Source organism: Arthrobacter sp. 131MFCol6.1, assembly GCF_000374925.1.
GTDB lineage: Bacteria > Actinomycetota > Actinomycetes > Actinomycetales > Micrococcaceae > Arthrobacter.
Window position 1 is genome coordinate 810870 of sequence record NZ_KB895541.1, and the last position, 20850, is coordinate 831719.

13 protein-coding genes are annotated in these 20850 nt (G+C 66.6%); 2 read left to right on the forward strand and 11 right to left on the reverse strand.

What is annotated here, in order from left to right:
- Positions 1–22: 22 nt before the first annotated feature.
- On the reverse strand, positions 23–2920 hold the full coding sequence (gene polA / locus C566_RS0103860) for a DNA polymerase I (protein ID WP_442852614.1): 2898 nt from the start codon (positions 2918–2920) through the stop codon (positions 23–25).
- Here polA and C566_RS0103865 point away from each other — a divergent pair.
- Positions 2919–3383 carry a hotdog fold thioesterase gene (locus C566_RS0103865; protein ID WP_018773021.1) on the forward strand — a complete coding sequence of 155 codons (465 nt, stop codon included), beginning with the start codon at positions 2919–2921 and terminating at the stop codon, positions 3381–3383. The genes polA and C566_RS0103865 overlap by 2 nt on opposite strands.
- A 41-nt stretch (positions 3384–3424) precedes the next feature.
- Here C566_RS0103865 and C566_RS0103870 read toward each other — a convergent pair whose 3' ends face one another.
- The 7 genes from C566_RS0103870 to C566_RS0103900 form a co-directional block, all read right to left on the reverse strand.
- A complete protein-coding gene (locus C566_RS0103870) occupies positions 3425–3973 on the reverse strand; it encodes a dihydrofolate reductase family protein (RefSeq protein ID WP_018773022.1) in 549 nt (182 codons plus the stop codon).
- An 89-nt stretch (positions 3974–4062) separates the two neighbouring features.
- Positions 4063–4284, reverse strand: a complete 222-nt coding sequence (locus C566_RS0103875) for a hypothetical protein (protein WP_018773023.1) — start codon at positions 4282–4284, stop codon at positions 4063–4065.
- Entirely contained in the window at positions 4281–5486 is a 1206-nt protein-coding gene (locus tag C566_RS0103880; protein ID WP_018773024.1) for an inorganic phosphate transporter, read from the reverse strand. The genes C566_RS0103875 and C566_RS0103880 overlap by 4 nt, the downstream gene beginning before the upstream one ends.
- Positions 5487–5717: 231 nt before the next feature.
- Positions 5718–6404: a hypothetical protein gene (locus C566_RS0103885; protein ID WP_018773025.1), complete on the reverse strand. Its 687-nt coding sequence runs from the start codon at positions 6402–6404 to the stop codon at positions 5718–5720.
- Between the two features lie 104 nt (positions 6405–6508).
- Positions 6509–7378: a universal stress protein gene (locus tag C566_RS0103890; protein WP_018773026.1), complete on the reverse strand. Its 870-nt coding sequence runs from the start codon at positions 7376–7378 to the stop codon at positions 6509–6511.
- Positions 7379–7411: 33 nt separating this feature from the next.
- Positions 7412–8728, reverse strand: a complete 1317-nt coding sequence (locus C566_RS0103895) for an erythromycin esterase family protein (protein WP_018773027.1) — start codon at positions 8726–8728, stop codon at positions 7412–7414.
- Positions 8725–10107 carry an MBL fold metallo-hydrolase gene (locus tag C566_RS0103900; RefSeq protein WP_018773028.1) on the reverse strand — a complete coding sequence of 461 codons (1383 nt, stop codon included), beginning with the start codon at positions 10105–10107 and terminating at the stop codon, positions 8725–8727. Before C566_RS0103900 ends, C566_RS0103895 begins: the two co-directional genes overlap by 4 nt.
- 335 nt (positions 10108–10442) lie before the next feature.
- On the opposite strand from C566_RS0103900, the gene C566_RS0103905 reads away from it, so the two are divergent.
- Complete coding sequence (locus C566_RS0103905; protein WP_018773029.1) at positions 10443–12182, forward strand: long-chain-fatty-acid--CoA ligase; 1740 nt, start codon at positions 10443–10445, stop codon at positions 12180–12182.
- A 52-nt stretch (positions 12183–12234) separates the two neighbouring features.
- Here the strand turns inward: C566_RS0103905 and C566_RS0103910 are convergent, their stop codons facing one another.
- The 3 genes from C566_RS0103910 to C566_RS20690 all read right to left on the reverse strand — a co-directional run bounded on the left by C566_RS0103910 (position 12235) and on the right by C566_RS20690 (position 20302).
- A complete protein-coding gene (locus C566_RS0103910) occupies positions 12235–13110 on the reverse strand; it encodes a hypothetical protein (RefSeq protein WP_018773030.1) in 876 nt (291 codons plus the stop codon).
- 1 nt (position 13111) lies between these two features.
- Complete coding sequence (locus C566_RS0103915; protein ID WP_026266357.1) at positions 13112–14812, reverse strand: multicopper oxidase family protein; 1701 nt, start codon at positions 14810–14812, stop codon at positions 13112–13114.
- A 117-nt stretch (positions 14813–14929) separates the two neighbouring features.
- Complete coding sequence (locus C566_RS20690; RefSeq protein WP_018773032.1) at positions 14930–20302, reverse strand: peroxidase family protein; 5373 nt, start codon at positions 20300–20302, stop codon at positions 14930–14932.
- Positions 20303–20850: the final 548 nt, after the last annotated feature.

The window sequence follows — 20850 nt, forward strand, 5'->3', positions numbered from 1 at the left end:
AACCTGCCGGAACCGGTAAGCGTTAGTGCCCCGCCTCGTACCAGCTGGAGCCGATGCCGATCTGGACGTCCAGCGGGACGCTGAGGTCCGCGGCCGAGCCCATTTGCTCGGTCACCAGCTTCTCCACGGTCTCGCGCTCACCTGCGGCGACTTCGAGGACCAGTTCATCATGGACCTGCAAGAGCATGCGCGATTTCAGGCCCTGTGCCGCTAGTTCCGCGTGGACGCCCAGCATGGCGCGCTTGATGATGTCCGCCGCCGATCCCTGGATGGGAGAGTTCAGCGCGATGCGCTCCGCATTCTCGCGCAGCTGGCGGTCGGTGCTGGTCAGGTCCGGCAGGTAGCGCCGGCGCCCCTCGATGGTCGCGGTGTAGCCGTCGATCCGGGCCTGGTCCACCACGCCGCGGAGATAGTCGCGGACGGCCCCGAACCGGTCGAAGTAGTCCTTCATAAGGGTCCGTGCCTCGTCAACGGAGATCTCCAGCTGCTTGGACAACCCGAACGAGGTCAGACCGTATGCGAGGCCATAGGACATCGCCTTGACCTTGGACCGCATGGCGCTGGTCACCTGGTCGGTGGGCACATGGAAGATGTTCGAGCCCACGAACCGGTGGAGGTCTTCGCCGTCCTTGTAAGCCTGGATCAGGCCGGCGTCGCCCGAGAGGTGCGCCATGATGCGCATTTCGATCTGCGAGTAGTCCGCGGAGAGCAGGCACTCGTAGCCCTCGCTGACCACAAAGATGCCGCGGACGCGACGGCCTTCCTCGCTGCGGATCGGGATGTTCTGCAGGTTGGGGTTGTTGGAGGAGATCCGGCCCGTGGCTGCGACGTTCTGCGCGTAGGTGGTGTGGATCCGGCCGTCCTCCGTGACGGACTTCTTCAGCGACTCCAGCATCTGGCGCAGCTTCGACGACTCCCGGTGCGCCATGAGCTGGACCAGGAATTCGTGCCCGGTTTTTTCCAGCAGGTTCTTGAGTGAGGCGGCGTCGGTGGTGTAGCCGGACTTGATTTTCTTGGTCTTCGGCAGTTGGAGTTCGTCGAACAGCACGGTCTGGAGCTGCTTCGGCGAACCAAGGTTGACCTCATGGCCGATCGCGGCGAACGCCAGCTCCTGGGCGTTGTCGATCACCTTGGCGAGGTCCGAGAGCTGCTCGTCCATGCGGGGCATGTCGATGGCGATTCCCGCGAGTTCCATATCGGCGAGGACGCGGCTGACGGGCAGTTCCAGCGTGGTGAGCAGGTCCTGGGCTTTGCGTTCCTTCAGTTCTGATTCGAAGAAGCGGCTCAGGGCCTGGACGACGGCGGCCACGTGGACCAGCGCACCGGCACTGGCGGCGTCGTCGCCGTCGAACGCCAGCTCTAGCTGGCCCGCCTTGGCCGCCTCGGTCGACACCGAGATGTTCAGGTGATGCTGCGCCAGCTCGGCGAGTTCATAGCTGCGGCGGTCGGGCTGGATGAGGTAGCCGGAGATGGAGGTGTCATCCACCACGCCCTCCAGTTCCAATCCGCGGGCGGTGAGGGCCTTCAGGGCAGCCTTGAACCCGTGCACCACCTTCGGTGCCTTGGCGTCACGCAGCCACGCTGCCAGGACGTTCTCGGCGGCAGCATCCTGGCTGGCCAGGTCGATGTAGACGGCGGAGTCGTCGCGGACGATCGCCACCGCGGCGGCGTCCTCGCCGATCCGGCCCGGCACGAGGTCCACCGCCACCGCGGAGCGCTTGCCGGCACCGGCCGCGAGGAACGCGCCGAGCTCGGCTGCGTCCGACGGGACCACGAAGTCGGGCGTTTCGAGGCTTTCCCGGTCGGCTTCGGCAACTTCACTGCCGTAGAGGGCAAAGAGCCGGGTGCGGATGGTTTTGAATTCCAGGGCGTCGAACAGCTCCTCGAGGGCGGCCTGGTCCGGCCGAGGGTCCGCGAGCTCGTCCAGTGTCACCGGCAGGTCCAGGTCGGTGTGCAGCCTGTTGAGGCGCCGGTTGCGCTTGACGTCGTCAACGTATTCGCGCAGGGAGTCCCCCACTTTCCCGCCGATCGCGTCGAGGTTCTCCAGGACACCCTCCAGGCCGCCGTAAAGGTTGATCCATTTTGCTGCCGTCTTGGGCCCGACGCCGGGAACGCCGGGGAGGTTGTCCGCGGACTCCCCCACCAGGGCGGCAAGGTCCGAGTACTGGGCCGGGCTGACGAAATACTTCTCCTGGATGGCGTCCGCGTCCATGCGGGGAATATCGCTGACACCCTTCCTGGGGTACAGGACAAAAACGTTGTCGGTGATGAGCTGGAAGGCGTCGCGGTCGCCTGAGACCAGAAGCACCTCGTAACCGGCTTTTTCCCCCATTGCGGCGAGCGTGGCCAGGATGTCGTCAGCTTCCCAACCGGGCATTTTGATGGTCTTGATGCCCCAGGCGCCCATGACCTTGTCGATGAGGTCGATCTGGCCGCTCATTTCCCGCGGTGTCTCGTTGCGTCCGCCCTTGTACTCGCTGTACTCGGCCTTGCGGTGCGTCGTGTCATCGGAGACGTCGAACGCGACCGCCACGTGGGTGGGCTTTTGCTCCTTGATCAGATTGATCAGCATGGAGGTGAAGCCGTGGACGGCGTTCGTGTGCTGGCCCGTGGCGGTGGAGAACTTGTCCGCGGGCAGGGCGAAGAACGCCCGGAATGCCATGGAGTGTCCGTCGAGCACCAGAAGCCGCGGCTGATCCGTGATCGGGATCACGGGGGCCTCGGTGGCGGAAACCGATGCTCCGGCCCGGCTGGATTTTCCGGCTGGCTTGGCCGCAACCACGGAATCCGGCTCAGTTGCCGGGATAAGGTCTGCGGAAAGGGGGGCAGCAGAAAGAGGGGCAGCATTTCGGGAGGCAGCACTTTTGGAAGCAAGGGCCGGTTTGGTAGTTTCACTCACAGGTGCCAGCCTAGTTCCCATGATGGACAATTTCACGCCCGGCCCGTACGCAGCCGAGCTCGCGGCGGCCGGTGTTCCCGAGGAGATGCACGATTGGCTGGGCCAGTACGGCGTCGGGGCCCTCGTGGTGAAGATGGGCATCCGCTTCCTCGAGATGAGCCCGGAGCGGACCGTGGCCACCATGCCGGTGGAGGGCAATACCCAGGTGGCCGGCATTTTGCACGGCGGTGCCCACGTCGTCCTGGCCGAAACCCTGGGTTCGTTCGCCGCGGGCCTGCACGCCGGTCCCAACCGCCAGGCGCTGGGGATCGAGGTCGGGGCGACGCACCACCGGGCTATCTCCGAAGGCATTGTCACCGGCACCTGCACGGCCATCCACCTCGGCCGGACCCTCGCCACCCACGAGATCGTGATGACCGACGAGCACGGCCGGCGGCTCTCCACCGCCCGGATCACAAACCTTATCCGCGATACCGCGCGCTAGGGGAACGCACCGCCTGCGGTACCGGATCTGGCCGGATCCGGCTACGTCCGGCCCGGGAAGCGGTACCGCAACTCGACGATGCCCCGGCCCAAGGTTCGGGAAGACGTCAGCTCGAGCGGCGGCGTCGGGCCGGCCATGGGCAGCAACGGCTTGCCGCTGCCCAGGACCACGGGAATGACCGAGACAATCAGTTCGTCCAGCAGCCCGGCGTCCGCGAACTGCGCCGCGAGCACGCCTCCACCCACAACCCAGACGTTCCGGCCGCCGGCTGCGTCTTTGAGGTCGTCCACGAACTCGCCCACGGCCCCGCGAACGAACGTCACATCTGCGCCCTCCGGGGCGGAGTGTTCGTGGCGGGTGAAGACCCAGGAGGGTGTGCCCGGATACGGCCACGTGTCCGGTTCATGCTCCCGGAGCCACGCGTAGGTCTCGCCGCCCATGACAATGCAGCCGACGTCGGCCATGAACGCGTCATAGCTGTCCTGTCCGCCCTCAAAGCCGTCGAACTGCAGCAGCCAGGCCAGATTGTCGTCGGCGGTGGCGATAAACCCGTCGAGCGACGAGGCCACGAAGTACTGGAAGCTCACCATGGCCCCAGCCTAGCGAATCCGGTAACCGGTTTCCCATCCCCGTGACGTACCGGTTGCACGGCCGCGCGGACGCCCTACTTGTGGACGCCCTACTTGTGAAAGTAAGGAATGATCAGGTAGAGCCCGTAGAGGATCGCACAGCCGCACACGGCGAAGCAGCCGTACGCGAGCGGCCGGGTCCACGACGGCGGCGAGTTCCGGATGTCGCCCGCGATGGCCGTGAGCCGGACACCCAGGGCATAGAGGACGACGACCGTCACTGCGGAGACAAGCGTGGCACCTGCCACACTGAACAGTTCCAACCATTTCATCGCTGGACACCACCGTTCTTGATCGCCTTCGCGGCGGACTTCTTCTTGCGGAATTGCACGGCCTGGCCGACTTCCTCGATCTGGACCGCGTTGTGGTGGCCGACATGGGATTTGCGCGAACGCAGGAACATGTAGGCCACGGCGGCGGTGCCGGCGACGGCCGCAATGACCACTCCCACGACCCCGGTTTGCACGAGCATCGCTGTCAGTGCGCCCACGATTCCGGCCGCGGGGAGCGTGAACAGCCAGCCAATGGCAATCCGGCCGGCGGTTCCCCACCGCACGGTGGTGCCGCGGCGTCCCATTCCGGAGCCGATGACTGAGCCAGAGGCCACCTGTGTGGTGGACAGGGCGAAGCCCAAGTGCGAGGAGGCAAGGATAGCGGCGGCGGTGCTGGTCTCTGCGGAGAAGCCCTGGGCGGGCTTCACTTCGGTGAGGCCTGAGCCCATGGTGCGGATGATCCGCCAGCCGCCGGCATAGGTGCCGATCGCGATGGCCAGGGCGCAGGCCGTAATGACCCACCACTGGGGGTCGGAACCGGCGGGCTGGGTGCCGGCCGCGATCAGGACCAGCGTGATGATGCCCATGGTCTTCTGGGCGTCGTTGGTGCCGTGCGCCAGCGCCACAAGGCTGGACGTGAAGACCTGTCCGGTGCGGAATCCGCCACGCTTCTGCGTGAGTTTGTCACCGGTTTCCGGGTCGTGGCGGGAGGTCAGGGCGTAGGCCAGCCGCGTGCACAAGTAGGCGACGCCGCCGGCGATGATCGGGGCGAACACGGCGGGAAGAATGACCTTCTGCAGGAGCGACTCGAAGTTGATCGAGTGGATGCCGATGCCGGCGATCGCGGCGCCGATCAGGCCGCCGAAGAGGGCGTGGGAGGAACTGGACGGCAGGCCCTTGAGCCAGGTGATCATGTTCCAGAGGATGGCGCCCATCAGCCCGGCGAAGATGATGTCCGGGGTGATCTGGACACCGTCCGAGCCTTCCTTGATGATGCCGCCAGAGACGGTCTTGGCGACTTCAGTGGAGAGGAACGCTCCCACAAGGTTCAGCACCGCCGCGAGGGCAACTGCTGTTTTCGGTTTGATGGCGCCGGTCGCGATGGGGGTAGCCATGGCGTTCGCGGTGTCATGAAATCCGTTGGTGAAGTCGAAGAATAGCGCCAGCGATATCACTAGCGCCACCATTACGGTGATTTCCACCTGTTGCCCAATCTGCAGTGTCCATGGTCAGCAGTTCCATCCCCGGCGCCGCAGGACGACAAACGTTCATCTGATGTCCGATGATTGTTTGTGGTCACTTAACAGCTTGAAACCTTATCGATGGTACGTGGGAAAGACGGCAGGGCAAAACATGCCGGAAGACCCTAATTCCCGGGGCCGCCCGCCGGTGGCCGGCAATCTTGGCGGCGGTGCGACGCCGGTCACAGGAGGCTAGACGGCCCGGCGGGCGTCCGGCGCCGGACCGGCGTCGAGCATCGAAGCGATCCTGTCCTCCAGCGCCGCGAGCGTCGCCTCGGGCAGCACGATGAGCCCGTCGAGTTCCCGGCGGGCGCGCCGGTAGGCCGTCTGCCGCTCGGCGGGAGTCGCGGCCGCGTCCGATGCGATCCGCAGAAGTTTCCGGGCCGTCTCCAGCCGCTGGCGTTCGGGACCGGTAAACTTGCTGTCCCTGATCCGCTTGGCTTCCCGTTCGGCGACGTCGAATGCGAGCTCAAAGCTGGTCACGGCCGCCCGGTACTCCGCAAGCCGTGCGGCGGTCCTGACTTCGGCCGGGGCGGCGGGCCGCAGCCCGTCGGCCTCGCGCTTGGCCCGCAGGAAAGCCACGGTGAGCGGCTCCCGGACATCCGTCATGACCGGATAGTCGATCAGCTTGCCCACGTCGAGTTCGTAGTCCAGCCAGCGCTTGTTGACGGTGTCGTGCGCCTTCATGAGGGCCAGCACGTCGGCCTGGCCGGCCTGCTCTGCCTGCGCCGCCTGGTTCTTGAGCGTGTAAAGCTCCACCCGGCGGCGGTGCCGGCGTTCAGCGGCTTTGGACCAGGACCGCGCCCACCCACCGGCCAGTCCGCTCAGGGGGAAGACGAGCCACCAAAAGTGAGTGACGAAATTGAAGAAGGGGTCCACGGCATCATCCTCCCATCCGTGGGCGACGCCGGAAAGCCCCCTCCAAAAGGGGGCCTTCCGGCCCGTTCCGGGTCCTGCCGGGCAACGGGTGGCCTGCCTGGCGGTCAGTCCCCGTGCTTGACCTTGTGCACCCGCGTGACGATGGTGGGGCACGGCACGTTGAGGAGCACTGCGTGTGCGGTGGAGCCGAGCACTGTCCGGGAGAACCCGCCACGTCCGCGGCTTCCGATCACCAACTCCCTGGCGCCGGCGGCGATATCCACGAGGGCCTTGGCCGGTTCGGTGTTCGTCTCCAGGCGCTGGTGGACCACCAGGTCGGGATATTTGTCGCCGAGCCCGGCGACCGACTCGGCGAGGACAATCCGGTCCTCTTCGACGATGCTCTCGGCGAGACCGCTGGTCGGCAGCTGCTTCTCGACCCACCGGGCGGGGCTCTTGAACGCGAGGACCACGGTGAGCTCGTCTCCACCCCGGTCAGCTTCTGCGGCCGCGAAAGCGACGGCCTGCAGCGACTCCTCGGAGCCGTCCACGCCGACCACAACGCCCTTTGCCCCGGCGGCCGGTTTCGCCGGCACGACCGCTACCGGGCATTCCGAGGCCGAGACGACCTGCAGGGCCCGGTCCGTCATGGGGCCGCCGCCCATCCAGTGTTTGTCGTGCCCGCCGACCACGATCATGGCGGCGTCCTTGGACACGTCCCGGAGCACCGAGCCGCCGCTGCCATGACGGAGCTGGATGTCCACCGGGACCTCCGGGGCCTGCTGCCGGGCGGCCTCCTCCGCGTCCCGAAGCAGTTCCATCCCCGATTCCCGGATGATCTCGTGGTACTGGAAATCCGGCGACATCCAGCGGTCGTCCACCGCGTGAACGACCGTGACCGGGAGCTTGTCCCGGCCGGCCCGTTCAAGGGCCCAGGCCAGGGCGGCGTTGCTGCCCGCCGAGCCGTTGATGCCGACAATGATTGCTTTGCTCATGCTGGTTCCTGCTTTCCTGGAATGCACACCGGCCTAGTATCCGGTGGGCTCGGTCTCGAACTCCGGTTCTTGGGGCGGGCCCTCATGGTGCACCGGCCGCAGCGGTGCGGTGTGTTCCAGCCAGATGAGGGCGTCGTAGCGCTCCCCCATTCGGGTCGGAACGTAGTTTCCGGCGTCCCTTTCCGGGTGGTAGACGACGCCGATCGCCCGGTGCCCGAGCCGTGTCGAAAGCCATGGCCCGGTCCTGTCGTCGCCGAACTCCAGCACTGCGGGCACCCCCAGGGCCTGGTGCAGGAAGTCTTCGTGGCTGCCCGGGCGTGCTTCCGGCACCGCCAGGATGCGTTCGGGGCGGCCCCACCCGTCGGAGGCGATCACAGAGCCGCGGTGGGCTGCGAAACCGACCAGCAGCACCCCTTCGCCCGCGTGGCGTTCGCGCAGCAGCTGCCCGACGTTGACCAGGCCGTCCTGCGCCATGTCGGTGGCCCGGGCGTCGCCGATGTGCGTGTTGTGTTCCCAGATCAGGCCCTTCGACGCCGGCCCCAGGTGCCTGCTGACCCGGTCGATGGTGTCGGCCATATGGTGGTCGCGGACGTTCCAGGACTGCCGGTCGCCGCGGACCATGATGCGGTAGTAGTGTTCGGCGTTGGCCGCGACTTCAGCGTTCTGGACGGCGTCGAAGGCATCCTCCTCATGGTGGCCGGGGCTGAAGGCCCGGTTCCTGACTTCGGTCAGGAGGGCCACGACGTCGGGCTCGCAGGACTGCGGAACAAGCCGCGTGCTCCAGGCATACTGGTGCGGGTCCTCATGGTGCGGCAGGAAGCACTGCCAGGCGCGCTCGGCCGCGGGCACGGCGTCGGGAACGTTCTCCTGCAGCCAGCCAATGATTTCGCGCAGCGAATCCCAGAGCGAGTAGACATCCAGTCCGTAGAACCCGACACGTTTGTCCAGCGGCCTGGCCAGGTTCCAGCTGCGCAGCCAGTCCAGGAACGCCGCGACTTCCTCGTTGGCCCACATCCAGGTCGGCCAGCGTTCAAAGCCGGCCAGCAGCGCGTGGACGCCCTGGTCCTTCCCGTCCTGGCCGCGGACCCAGCGGTTGATGCGCCAGCAGTCGGGCCAGTCCCCTTCCACTCCAATCCAGTTGTAGCCTTCCTCCGCGATGAGCCTCCTGCTGAGCGTGTCACGCCAGGTGTAGAACTCGTGGGTGCCGTGGGAGGCCTCGCCGATGGCGACAAAACGGCAGTCGGCCGCGCGCCGCACGAGGCCGCTGAGGTCCCGATCGGTTTTCAGCGGCCGGGCGAGGTCGTGGATCTCCTTGAGCACGGTGGTGCGGGTGACGGCCCCGGGAATCATCGCGGATCCTCGATATCGACCGTTTCCAGGTATTCGGGCACCCTGGCCCGCCACCCGAGTTCGCGTTTGATCCTGATCCGCAGGGCGTCCGACGCGTCCGGGTCACCGTGCGTGATATAGGTCATGCGCGGCTCTATTTCTGCCGCCCTCATCCACGCAATGATGGCGTCGCCGTCGGCGTGCGCGGACAGGCTTTCCATCTGGATAACTTCGGCCCGCACCTTGACGTCCTCCCCGTAGATGCGCAGCTCGCGTTCACCGGCAGCCAGGGTGGCCCCCCGCGTGCCGCTGGCCTGGTAACCGCTGAGGATGATGGCGTTTTTCGGGTCGGGGCCGTACGCCGCGACGTGGTGCAGGATCCGTCCGCCAGTCAGCATGCCGCTGGCCGAGATGATGATCATGGGCCCGCCGCGCAGGTTCAGCAACTTGGATTCGTCCACTGTGCGGGTGAGTTTGGCCAGCTTGTACATGTCCACGTATTCCTCCCGCTTGAGCCTGTGTTCTTCGGGGTGGCGCTGGTACATTTCGGAGGCGTCGATGGCCATGGGGCTGTTCAGGTAGACCGGGATGCGGGGAATCGCGCCCTTGCGCAAGAGCCGGGACAGGTACAGCATGAGCGTTTCGGCCCGGCCGACGGCGAACGCGGCAAACATGATGACCCCACCGCGTTTCGCGACGCGGTTGATGATTTCTCCCAGCAGCTGCTCCGGGTCCTCGGTGGAGTGTTTCCTGTTGCCGTAGGTTGATTCCGTCACCAGGATGCCGGTCTCCCCGAGCGGACGGGGCGGGTACATGAACGGGTCATCGGCGCGGCCCAGGTCCCCGGTGAAGTGCACCGACTGCGAGCCAAGCCGGACGTGCACCTGGGCGGCCCCCAGGATGTGCCCGGCCGGCACAAACGTCAGCTCCATGCCGCCGCCCAGATCGCGGGGAACGTCAAAATCGAGGATTTTGAATCTGTTAAGGGACGCAACGGCGTCCGCAGCCGTGTAGAGCGGCAGTGCGGGATCATGCGCGGATGACCCACGATGCGAGGCGTACCGGGCCTCTTCCTCCTGCAGGTGGCCGCTGTCCGGCAGGATGAGTTTGCACAGGTCTGTGGTCCCGGCCGTGGCATACACGGGGCCGACGAACCCGTCCCTGACCAGAGCAGGGACATAACCGGTGTGGTCCAGGTGCGCGTGGGTCAGCACCACGGCGTCGATGGACCGCGGCGGCACCGGAAAGGGCGCCCGATTTCGCTCGCGGCTGCGCTTGTAGCCCTGGAAGAGTCCGCAGTCCACCAGCACGCGCCCGCCGCCGGCGTCGATCAGGTAGCGTGAACCGGTCACAGTGTCGGTGGCACCAAGGAAGTTCAGGCTCGGCTGTTGGTGCTTCATGGCGCTCCCGTGGACCTTTTGCGTTGCGCAAACCCGTGAACTGCGCGAACCTGTGACCTGCACGAACCTGTGAACTGCGCAAACCTCTGAACTGCGCGGCCCAGAGAAATGCGCGGATCTGCGGCTCGCTGTGTACGCCCCAGCTTCCGCCCGGGCCTGCCAAGCGCCAAGGGCCAAAAGTCACCTCCGGGCCAGCGCCGCCCGCCGGAGTCCCTTCCCGCTGCGCGCGTCCGCACTGGCCCGCCCCGGTAGGATTTCCTGACGGGCCCGGCCGGGCCCGCGGCCGGGAGCCCGGCACAGCCCCGCACAGCGCAGCCCAGTGGCAAGGACACACCATGAGCACCACATCCGCAGGGGCCCGGCGTCCCGACCGCCCCTGGACCCGCCACTACAGCCCCGGCGTTCCCGCCAGCCTCAAGCTCCCGGAAGGGTCCCTGGTCGACCTGATGGACTCGTCCGTCCGGCGCTACGGGAAGAAGACCGCGCTCGAATTCTTCGGCGCGCGTACCAGCTACCGCGACCTCGGCACCGCCATCAACAGGGCGGCCGCGGGCCTGAAGAAGCTCGGCGTCCAAGCCGGCGACCGGGTGGCACTCGTCCTGCCGAACTGCCCGCAACACATCGTCGCGTTCCACGCGGCACTGCGCCTGGGCGCCGTCGTCGTCGAACACAACCCCTTATATACGGACCGCGAACTGCGCCACCAGTTCGAGGACCACGGCGCCACCGTCGCCATTGTCTGGGACAAGGCCGTGGACAAGGTCCGCCAACTGCCCGCCGACGTCGGGCTGCGAAGCATCGTCTCCGTCGAACTGATACCGGCGATGCCGCTGCTGCAACGGATCGCGTTGCGGCTCCCCGTACCGGCGGCCCGTGCGGCGCGCGCCGCCCTGGCCGCCGGCAAGCACCCGCCCCGGCCCGCGGCGCAGCCGGCACCCCGGACCGTGCTGGCGTGGAAAGACCTTCTTGGCGCCGGCAGCCTGAAGAAGAGGCATCCGCGCCCGGCCGCCGCCGACCTGGCCGTCATTCAATACACCAGCGGCACCACGGGCCGGCCCAAAGGCGCCATGCTGACCCATGCCAATCTGCAGGCCAACGCCGCGCAGGGCCGCGCCTGGGTGCCCGGGCTCAAGGACGGCCGGGAAACCGTATACGCGGTGCTGCCCATGTTCCACGCCTACGGGCTGACGCTGTGCATGACGTTTGCCCTGAGCATCGGCGCGAAGCTGGTGCTGTTCCCCAAGTTCGACGTCGACCTTGTGCTGAAGGCGCACAAGAAGTCGCCTGCCACGTTCCTGCCGGCGGTGCCGCCGATCTACGACCGCATCGCCGCAGCGGCCGCCGAGCGCGGTATTGCGCTGGACAGCATCCGCTTTTCCATCTCGGGGGCGATGAACCTGCCGACGGCGACGGTGGATACGTGGGAGAAGGCGACCGGGGGCTACCTGATCGAGGGCTACGGGCTGACGGAAACCTCACCCATCGCCCTGGGCAACCCCTTCGGGCCCACACGGAAACCGGGAACCGTGGGGGTCCCGTTCCCCCTGACGGACATTCGTGTGGTTGACCCGCGGAACGTTCTCCTGGACCGTCCCCCGGGCGCCGAGGGCGAGCTCCTAATCCGGGGCCCTCAGGTTTTTGCCGGCTACTGGAACCGGCCGAAGGAAACGGAGGAAGCGCTGCTGGAAGGCGGCTGGTTCCGCACCGGTGACATTGTCTCGGTGGACAAGGATGATTTTGTGACCGTCCGGGACCGGATCAAGGAACTGATCATCACGGGGGGCTTCAACGTCTCCCCCACGGAAGTGGAAGACGTCCTCTCCGCATACGCCGGTGTCCAGGACGTGTGCGTGGTGGGACTGCCCCGCCCGGGCGGCGGCGAAGACGTGGTTGCCGCCGTCGTCCCGTCCGCGGGCTCTGGCCTGGACCAGGAGGCGCTGCTGGCGTTTGCCCGGGAGAACTTGGCCGCCTACAAGGTGCCGCGCCGCGTTGCCGTCATGGACGAGCTGCCGCGTTCGCTGATCGGCAAGGTCCTGCGCCGCGAGATCCGGGACACCCTCGTGGCCGGCCGGTAGCGTTCCCCCTTGCCCCCCGGCCGGCCACTTGTGCGGTCAGTCCCCGGGCTCCTCAGTGTCCTGAATCATCGGCGCCTGTGTCGTGACTGCCTGTGTCGTCACTGGCCGTGTCCTCAGGGGCGGCGCCTTCGTTGTGCCCTGGGTGATCCACGCTGTCCTCAGCCGAGGGCTCCGGGGCCGGTTCCGGTTCGCGGGACAGGTCGACGCCCTCCCCGGTGGTCGAGCGGGGAACCAGTGCAACGGTTGCCGGTTCCACCCCTGCGCCGCGGGCGATGCCGTTCCGCACGGATTCCACCAGCGCGTCGCTGAGCAGCGGTCCCGTGTAGCTGACTGTCAGGGTTCTGCCCTTCTGGGAGGTCGCGTAATTGCCCAGCGCGTCCGACAGAATGCCTTCCTCGGCGATGGCATGGGCCGAGGCTGCCGGATCGGCCGCCTGTACCGTGAACTGGAGATCGTGGACCAGGACCGAGGCGGCATGGATGTGCTCCACACCGGGGTTGCTCCCCTCCGGGCCGAAGGCCCGTTCGGCCAGCTTCTGCGCATCATCGCTGGTGCTTCCGGGCGGCAGCGCCAGGATGAGGTCCGGAGAAAGGTGCTCAAGGACCCCTGGGTCGAGCACATCCGGGGAGATGCCGGACAGTACGGTGCCGCCGGCGGCCGCGGCCCGCTCGAGCCGGGCACGCAACGCGCCGAGGTCGGCGTCCGGGGCCGGGTGGACGGCGATGACGGCGCGGCGCCGCACCATCAGCCCGTCGTGGCTCACGGCCGGACGGCCGTTGCCGACGTCGGTCCCCGTCTCGAGCGAGACGGGCGCGGCGCTCGGCGCTGCCGTCGGCGAAGGCTGGGCCGGGGCCGGCGGCCCGCCCGTGCAGCCGCTCAGCGCCAGCACCAGCAGGGCCGCCACGCCCACTGTCTCAACGCGGCCCATCTCAGGTCCCTGCGGGCAGGCCGGGCCGGTACACCGGCGGGAACGCGTCCGGGGCAGTGGTGTCGAGGACCGGCGGGTCGGAGGTGATGGGGTCGTTGGTGCGGAGGTCGCCCACCGAGAACTGCACCATCATGTCGTGGTCCTCATGGACCAGGTTGTGGCAGTGGATCATATAGCGGCCGCCGCCGCCGGTACCGGTGTCGAACTGCATGAGGGCCGTGATGGACTCGTTCTCGCCGGCGTAGAAGACATCCTTGGGGCCCTTCTCCCAGGCAAACGGCAGGCCGCCGTTGGTGTTCCTCGCGATGATCTTGGCGTCAATGAGGTGGATGTGCACCGGATGGAACCATCCCCCGGACGCGTTGATGATGGTCCATTGCTCGACGTCGAAGGGCTGGGGGTTGCCGAACAGCTTGGTGAACCCGGATTTTTCCACATCGGCCCACGTGACGCCGTTGACGGTCCACTCTCCGTGGTCCCGGAAGAATTTCAGCTCGCGCTTCGCCTTCGCCATCGCCGGGGTGAGGCTCATGGTGGGGATGCCGCCCCGGGCCGCGTTGACGGAGCCGCCATCGTCCAGGGTGACTGGGATGCTGGAAATGGAACCGGTCCCCGAGCCGGAGTCGGTCACTACCTGGAAGCGCATGATCTTGCCGGTGTTCGCGAAGTCGATGTTGTTCTTATTGCTGAGGTTCCGCAGCTCGATCAGCTGGCCGGTCCGGTATTTACGGAAGTCGATCAGGACCTCATAGCGCTCGGCCGTCCCTTGCCGCCAGGACTTCACGGCCTGCACCTTGGGAACCATGCCGGCGTCGGTGCCCACCACATAGATGGGATCCCCCGTGGACAGCGTTGGCCGGTAGGACCGCGAAATCGAGGCGACGAGCACACGGAACCGGTAGATCCGGGGCTTGACCTTCATTGTGGGCCACGGAACGCCGTTGACCATGATGATGTCGCCCCAGAGCCCCTTCTGGTCGTTGTCGTTGTAGGCGAGCGAGCCGTCGGCGTTGAACATCGCGTCCGAGATCATGAGCGGTACGTCGAACTCTCCCTGCGGCAGCTGCGCCCGCTCGTACTTGTCCGACAGCGGATAGAAGCCCGCCAGGCCCGAATACACGTTCTGGGCGGTGATGTGGTGCTTGTGGTCGTGGTACCACAGGGTCCGTGCCGTCTGGAAATTCGGGTAGCGGTAGTTCTTGACGTTGCCCGGCACGGTGATGTCGTTGGCATAGCCGTCGTACTGCGGCAGCGACGCTGAGCCGTGCAGGTGGGTGACGGTATCAAAGCGGGCCGGCTGAACCAGCCCGGCGGCGGGCAGGGCGTTGCGGATCCGCACCTCGATCCGGGTACCCTGTCGGGCCCGGATGGTAGGACCCGGAAAGATGCCGTTGTAGCCGGCCACGGTGGTGTTCAGCCCCGGCACGAACCGGGCCTGGCCGAGCTTCTGGGTGAGGGCATAGCGGGCGAAAGGACGGGCGGGGTCGCCGCCGTCGAAACCCGTCTGAAAGGGGACGAGTTCAGGCGGGCGGCGGAAGACGCCCGCATAGGGAACAGGCATGTTTTCGGGTGCAAGTTGGCTGGCGGTGATGACCGGTGTGCTCGGCCCAGTAGCGGGGATGTCGTCATCGCCACCACTGAGTCCGGCAAGGCCGAGAGCGCTGACGGCGCCCAGTTTGAAGATCTCTCGTCGTGTAGTCATGGCCCCTCCAAGTGGGCAATAGAGCTGTATACCGTGTCGAAAAGTGGCTTTCCAACAAGTGAGGAAGCCGGCCGGCGGACCGCTACAGGCCCGCCGGCCGGCGTTCTCAGACTGCTGCTACAGTGCTGATCCCGTGGTGAACGTCCACCCGGTGTTGACCAGCGGGTTACCTGCCAAATCACGAATTGCGGCGGTGCCACCTTGTAGGTGGACAAGGTACTGCGTATTCGCGGTCAGGCTGGCTGACGGGTCGATAGTCAGCCTCCTTGTCACTGAGTTGAACGTGACGGTCGCTGTCACCCGAGCCCCGGCCGGATTGGTCAGCCAAGCAGTGGTCGACGAGAATCCGGTGATGGCCTCACTGAACGTGGCGGCCACGTTGCTGTTGCGCAGCACCCCCGTGGCTCCAGCGACGGGAGTCCTGGCAGTGACGGTGGGCGCCGGGCCCGTGGTGAACTGCCACGTGCTCGTCGCCATCGTGTTGCCCGCAACGTCACGGATCCCCGAGAGGGTCGCCGTGTACACCCGGTCTGCCGTCAGCGTGATGCTCGGGTCCAGAGTCGCAACCCGGGTGAGCACGTTGTAGGACACGACGGCGGGAACCAGTGTGGTGCCGAGCCGCAGCTGGAACGTGGTTCCGCTGACTCCCGTCACCGCCTCGCTGAACGTTGCCGTCACATTCGCCGTCTGGCTCACGGAGCGGGCACCGGATGCCGGTGTCCGCGCCGTCACGGTGGGAGCCACGAATTCCGTCCGTGGTGTCACCGCTGCGGTGCGGGCCGAGAATCCGCCCGTACCCACTGCGTTGACGGCGGCGACGTCGAACGTGTAGGCCGTCCCGTTGGTCAGGCCCGTCACGACGACGCTTCCAACGTTCCCGGTGACCGCCTGCGTACGTGCCAGGACAGTTCCGGCGAAGGCCCGCACCGTGTAGCCGGTGATGGCGGATCCGCCGGTGTTAGCCGGTGCGGTCCACCTCACGGTCGCCGAAGCATTCCCTGCCGTGACTGTCCCGATGGTGGGCGCTCCCGGTGCGGTGGCCGTCGTCGGGCTCACCGTGTTGGAGAGTGCCGAGAACGGGCTGTCACCGAGGGCGTTGCTGGCCAGGACCTGGAACCGGTACTGGGATCCGTTCGTCAGACCGGTAACCACCAGGCTGGTGGCGCCAGCCGGGGCGGCGCGCAACGCACCGACCTGGACACCGGCCGGGTTGGTCGTCACGTCGAGCACCTTCACGGCGAAGGCGTCGGCAGGGCCGACTGTCGGGGCCGTCCAGCGGACCGTTGCCTGCCCGGCGCCGGCGGTTGCCGTGCCGATGACCGGAGCGTTGGGCAGGACGGTGTCGGAGAACTGCAGGAACTCGATGTTGCGGATCGTGTCCGTGCCATCGGCGCCGACGTTGTCCACCACCGTGGTGGTCGAGCCCGCCGAGCCCACTGTGCCGTTCCCGCCGGTGGTGGTGACGGTGTAGTTGGCCCGCGGTCCGGTGAAGATCGCGACGTCCCGGTTGCCCGCGGTTTCGAGGGCGGTGGGGGTGACGATTTCACGGACGGCCACCAGGTTGCCCGGGTTGACCACGCCGGCCGCTACGGCGGCCGCCAGGGTCATCGGGTTACCTGTCTGGTACTGGCGCTCCATGAGGTCGGTCGTGCCGATCTCCGCTCCTGCGTCGTCCCGCACGCTGATGCGGATCTTCAGGGACCGGTCACCGTCGAGCACGTCGTTGCCGCCGCGGCCCTCGAGCTTGTCGCTGCCAAGGCCGCCGATGATGATGTTGCCATCACCCCAGACCGGACCGGTCAGCGGGCAGACACCCATCGGTGAGAGTGCTTCCACGGGTGCAAGCGGGGTTGTCGGCGCCGGGAGGATGGCTGCCAGGCCGGCGATCCGGTTGATGCCCGTCTGGTCGAGGACGTCGCAGCCGCTAAAGCCGGCACCACCTACGGTGCTGGGCACTTCGTCGTCACCTCGGATCACGTCGTCAAACTTGGAGCCCGAGTTGGCCTCCACTTCCTGCCAGCGGTCGCGGTTGACCACAACGGGCAGCGGAACACCAACGAGGTTGTTGTTGATCTTCATGTCGTCGTCGGCGGGCACGGTGTCGTACTGGTGGGAGGCCCAGTCGAAGCCAGCTGAACCGGCGTAGCGGTCGATCGCAGCGTTGCTCGTCATGATGTCGTCGCCACCCTCGGCGTCGTAGTCGTTCTCGCCAACCTGTCCGACGAAGATGTCGTTTCCGGGCTTCGTCTGGGCCGGGTCATCGAAGAACGGTGCGCCGTGGTCGCCGATCAGCAGGTCCTGCCCGGATCCGCCTTGGATCCAGTCATCGCCGCCGTCACCGAATGTGGCATCGGCACCGTCACCGGACTGCACGAAGTCGTTTCCTTCGCCGGCAAACGTTTCGTTGTCGTTGGCGCCGCCGTTGGTGAAGTCCTGGCCGTCGCCGCCCATGTTGATGTCGTCACCGATACCGGAGTTGAGGTAGTCGTTATCCGGACCGCCCTTGAGCACGTCGGCCCCCGAGAGATCGGTGATCCTGTCGTTGCCCGTGCCGCCGAGTGCGATGTCGTCGCCGCCCTGGCCTTCAATGACGTCGTTGCCCTCGTTGCCGAGGAACGTGTCGTTGTCGTTGCCGCCGGTGACCCGGTCAGCGTTGGCGGTGCCGTTGTAGACCGACTGGCCGTTGATGCCGCTCGGATCGACTGTGTTTTTCTCCATGTACTGGATGGTGCCGTCCGGCTTGCGCAGGAGCAGCAGGTTCTCCTGGCACTCGCTGGCCGGGTCATCGGCAACCGTGGCCCCCGATGCCGTGTAGCCCGCCGGAGTACCGGCCAGGTTGCCCAGCTGGAACTTGCAGTCGGCGGTGCCGAACGCATCGGCCTTGAGCGAGTGCGCGTTGGTGTTGCGCATGATCATCTCGGCAAAGGAGTTGCTCTCCAGCTGCGCCCGCAGGTTCATGCCCGGTGTGCGCAGCAGGTAGTAGAAGCGGTCGCCGTTCTGCAGGTCGGTCAACTGGTTCTCGAACACGTAGTTGAACGTGCTGCCCAGGAGGCCGCCGAAGAGGTTGGTCTTCTCCGCGAGGCCGCCAACCCAGAGGTCGACCTTGTTCAGGCCGGTCTCCTGCGTCGCCCACGGACCGGCACTGTTCATGAAGTCCGTCATGTCAGCCGTGGGAGGGGTTGCCAGGGTGCCGGGATCAACGATTGCCTTGGCTGCTGCCCGCTTGCCTGCCAGCGTGGTTTCGCTGGTGATGGTCGGGTAGGTGCCGTAGGCGGCTACAAAGTTGATCAGCGATTCCGGGTGCTTGAGGTTCTGCCCGAAATCCGCCCAGCTCGTATACGGAGCCAGTTGGGCGTCGCCCGTTTCGTTGTTGATCTGGCGCCGCAGCTCGTTGAGCGGCGGAACGCCTTCGGAACGGGCACGCGTCATGTTGATCGTCGCCAGGTCCAGGGGAAGACCCAGCAGGTTGTTGCGCAGGGTGCCCGTCACGAACTCGTCGAGTTCGTTGCCGACCTGGTCGCTCATGCCCATGACGATGCTCCCGGCGGCCTCTTCCGAGGTCAGGGACCCCGCCGATCCGCCGTTGGTGTACTCGGGCGGGTTCAGGAAACCATTCAGCAGGGAAATGGAGTTGTCGGTGCCGTCCGCGTTGGTCCTGGCGATCGTCTCGGTGAGCATCGAGTGCCCGAACCGGTAGACCGCGTGGGCGAACTCTGCCCTCACGGCCGCGTTGACGTCCGTGTGGTAGACGTGGAACGGCTGGACCGCAGGCTGGACCTTCCTGGCGAACTCCTCGAAGACAAGGTGCTGGTATTCCATTTCCGTGACGAACCGTGCCGCCTGGAACAAGCGTTCGCCGTTCCAGCCGTTGGCACCGGCGGCCAGCTTCCACTCCGCCAGCGCGGCGACGCCCTTGGCCGAAGTGTCGTTGGTCAGGGTGTTCTCGATGTCCGCGACGAGCCGGTCATGCTCGGAGTGGAACACCTGGTGGATCGTGGTCAGGCCGATGTTTTCGTTGACGCGGCCGTCACCGGCACAGAAGTGCGCGTTGAGCATTTCGTCGTCGTACGTCCCGGCGGGCTGGTTCGCAAAATCTGCGGAGGCCGTGTTGTCGGTGTCCGGGGTGGGCGCGACGGGCGGCGTGGCAGGGTTGTGGTCCGCGTCCTGAGGCGACGGGTCGGCGTTGTGCGCGATGTCGGTCAGGAACGGGGTGTCGAAGTGCCGCACGTTTGCCGGCACCGGGACAGGATTTGCCGTGTCGCCCTCAACGAGTCCGGTCAGCGTAACGTATTGCGGCAGGCCCCGGGCGGGGCCGGGAATGAACTTGCCGTACGGGTCAGCTGCGATCATCGGGATGTTGGTGACATCCTTGTCCTCAAGCTTGAGGCCAAGGAAAATCGCTGCCTGCGACTTGACGTCCGCCCACGTGGCCATGCCGCCGGCTGTGGGGCCGGCAGGACCGCCGAGGAGCTTGCCGGTTGAAACCGGCCTGCCGGCGGCGTTGTTGATGTACTCCCGCAGGAACACCTGGTGCGAGGGGTGGGATGTGTAGGTCTGGGACTGGTCCACGTAGGGCGAGTCCGTGTTGGCGGCTTCCTGGACGTCATCCGCGGTACCGAGGATTCCGTCGTTGCCCGGCTGGTTCTGGGCCCGGGTGAGCACCATGAACGCGTTCGGGCTGTTGGGGGCCACTTCGTCACCCGTTCCGGCCTTGCCATCAGGGCCCACGGTAATCAGCGGGTCGTCAGCCTTGAGCGGCACGAACACCGTTCCGCCGCCCTTGACCGTCTGATCCACACCGTGGTCGAAGAACTGACCGAACAGGGTGAACAGGGAGTTGTACGGCGGAGAGAGCCCGACGTCGGTGGTGACATTGGGGATGAACAGCGTGTCACCCGTGGGGACGCAGCCGGCCGGCACAGCCTCGACCGGCGGAGACGCCAAGGGGTCAGGATCAGTGGTGCAGGGGAACAGCCCGGGGGCGCCTTGGGTCCGGACCGGGAACCCGGCGGCAGCCACGGCGGCTGGATTGGTGGATGTCTGGTCCACGACCAGATTGCTGATCTGGCGGGGCTGGGAGTCGAACACGTTGCCCGACTTCTGTGCGTAGGAGGACGTGCCGGCAGGGCCGAACCCGGCGGGCACAGCGTCGGCGGTGCTAAATGACGGCGTCGCGTGGCGTGGGAAAAGCTGATCGGCGGCCCCAAACGTTTCGCGGCCCTTGATCAGGTTGTTGCAGGAGCCGTCAACCGTACGGAGGCCATAGGAGGTGAGGGCATCGGGAACTTGGTTGGGACCCGGCCCGACCAGCGCCCCGCAAGGGCCGGTGGCCGACGTCGTGTTGGCGACGTGCGCCTCGGCGACCTTGATCTGCTTGAGGATGTAGGCCAGGTCGGCCGGGGTGACGGTGAAGCCTGCGCCGATGGGTGCCGGCGCAGCGTTGGCGCCAAGCGCCGTTGTGGTGAGTCCGATAAAGCTGAGCAGGGTCATCGCTGTCCCTGCGGCAACTGCGCGGGTTGGCCGACTAAAGGCACGTCTTTGGCCGTCGACCTTCCTGCATGCGAACAAATTCATTGCACACCTGCCTCTTCGAGTGAGTGATGGTGCAAGAGTGCTGGGTGATTCCTTGGAGAAAACTGGACCCGGCCGGTAACTAACGATCCGGACCACGGTCCGGGGATTTCCGGGGCGTCGGGCCACGCGGACCGCGGGCTGGAAGTACGCGCGCCGACACCTTGGGCTACTCGCCCCGAGGCCGACGGCGGCAACGTAGCCTACGCGGGAACTACCGCGCTGACGTGGCGTCCGAGAATAACAGCCGGGTAACTACTACCCCTTGAGGACTCGAATTTTTGGCTCCCACTACCTGAGGCCGACGCACAGCAGATCCCCAGCTTGCGCCAAGGTGGTGCTGGTATGGGCGGTGCCGCATGGTTGCCGGACGGTGCACGGGATCCTGGCGGCATGGTCCCCCCGGTAGCCTAGGCAGGGCCCGGGGGCTTCGCGACCGTTTGCCCCTTTTGCACCAGCGGGCGACG

Bases quoted from the DNA above. Each gene is read 5' to 3' on its own strand.
- C566_RS0103865 (WP_018773021.1), top strand. From the start codon at position 2,919: ATGATGGACAATTTCACGCCCGGCCCGTACGCAGCCGAGCTCGCGGCG.
- polA (WP_442852614.1), bottom strand. From the start codon at position 2,920: ATGGGAACTAGGCTGGCACCTGTGAGTGAAACTACCAAACCGGCCCTT.
- C566_RS0103870 (WP_018773022.1), bottom strand. From the start codon at position 3,973: ATGGTGAGCTTCCAGTACTTCGTGGCCTCGTCGCTCGACGGGTTTATC.
- C566_RS0103875 (WP_018773023.1), bottom strand. From the start codon at position 4,284: ATGAAATGGTTGGAACTGTTCAGTGTGGCAGGTGCCACGCTTGTCTCC.
- C566_RS0103890 (WP_018773026.1), bottom strand. From the start codon at position 7,378: ATGAGCAAAGCAATCATTGTCGGCATCAACGGCTCGGCGGGCAGCAAC.
- C566_RS0103895 (WP_018773027.1), bottom strand. From the start codon at position 8,728: ATGATTCCCGGGGCCGTCACCCGCACCACCGTGCTCAAGGAGATCCAC.
- C566_RS0103900 (WP_018773028.1), bottom strand. From the start codon at position 10,107: ATGAAGCACCAACAGCCGAGCCTGAACTTCCTTGGTGCCACCGACACT.
- C566_RS0103905 (WP_018773029.1), top strand. From the start codon at position 10,443: ATGAGCACCACATCCGCAGGGGCCCGGCGTCCCGACCGCCCCTGGACC.
- C566_RS0103910 (WP_018773030.1), bottom strand. From the start codon at position 13,110: ATGGGCCGCGTTGAGACAGTGGGCGTGGCGGCCCTGCTGGTGCTGGCG.
- C566_RS0103915 (WP_026266357.1), bottom strand. From the start codon at position 14,812: ATGACTACACGACGAGAGATCTTCAAACTGGGCGCCGTCAGCGCTCTC.
- C566_RS20690 (WP_018773032.1), bottom strand. From the start codon at position 20,302: ATGACCCTGCTCAGCTTTATCGGACTCACCACAACGGCGCTTGGCGCC.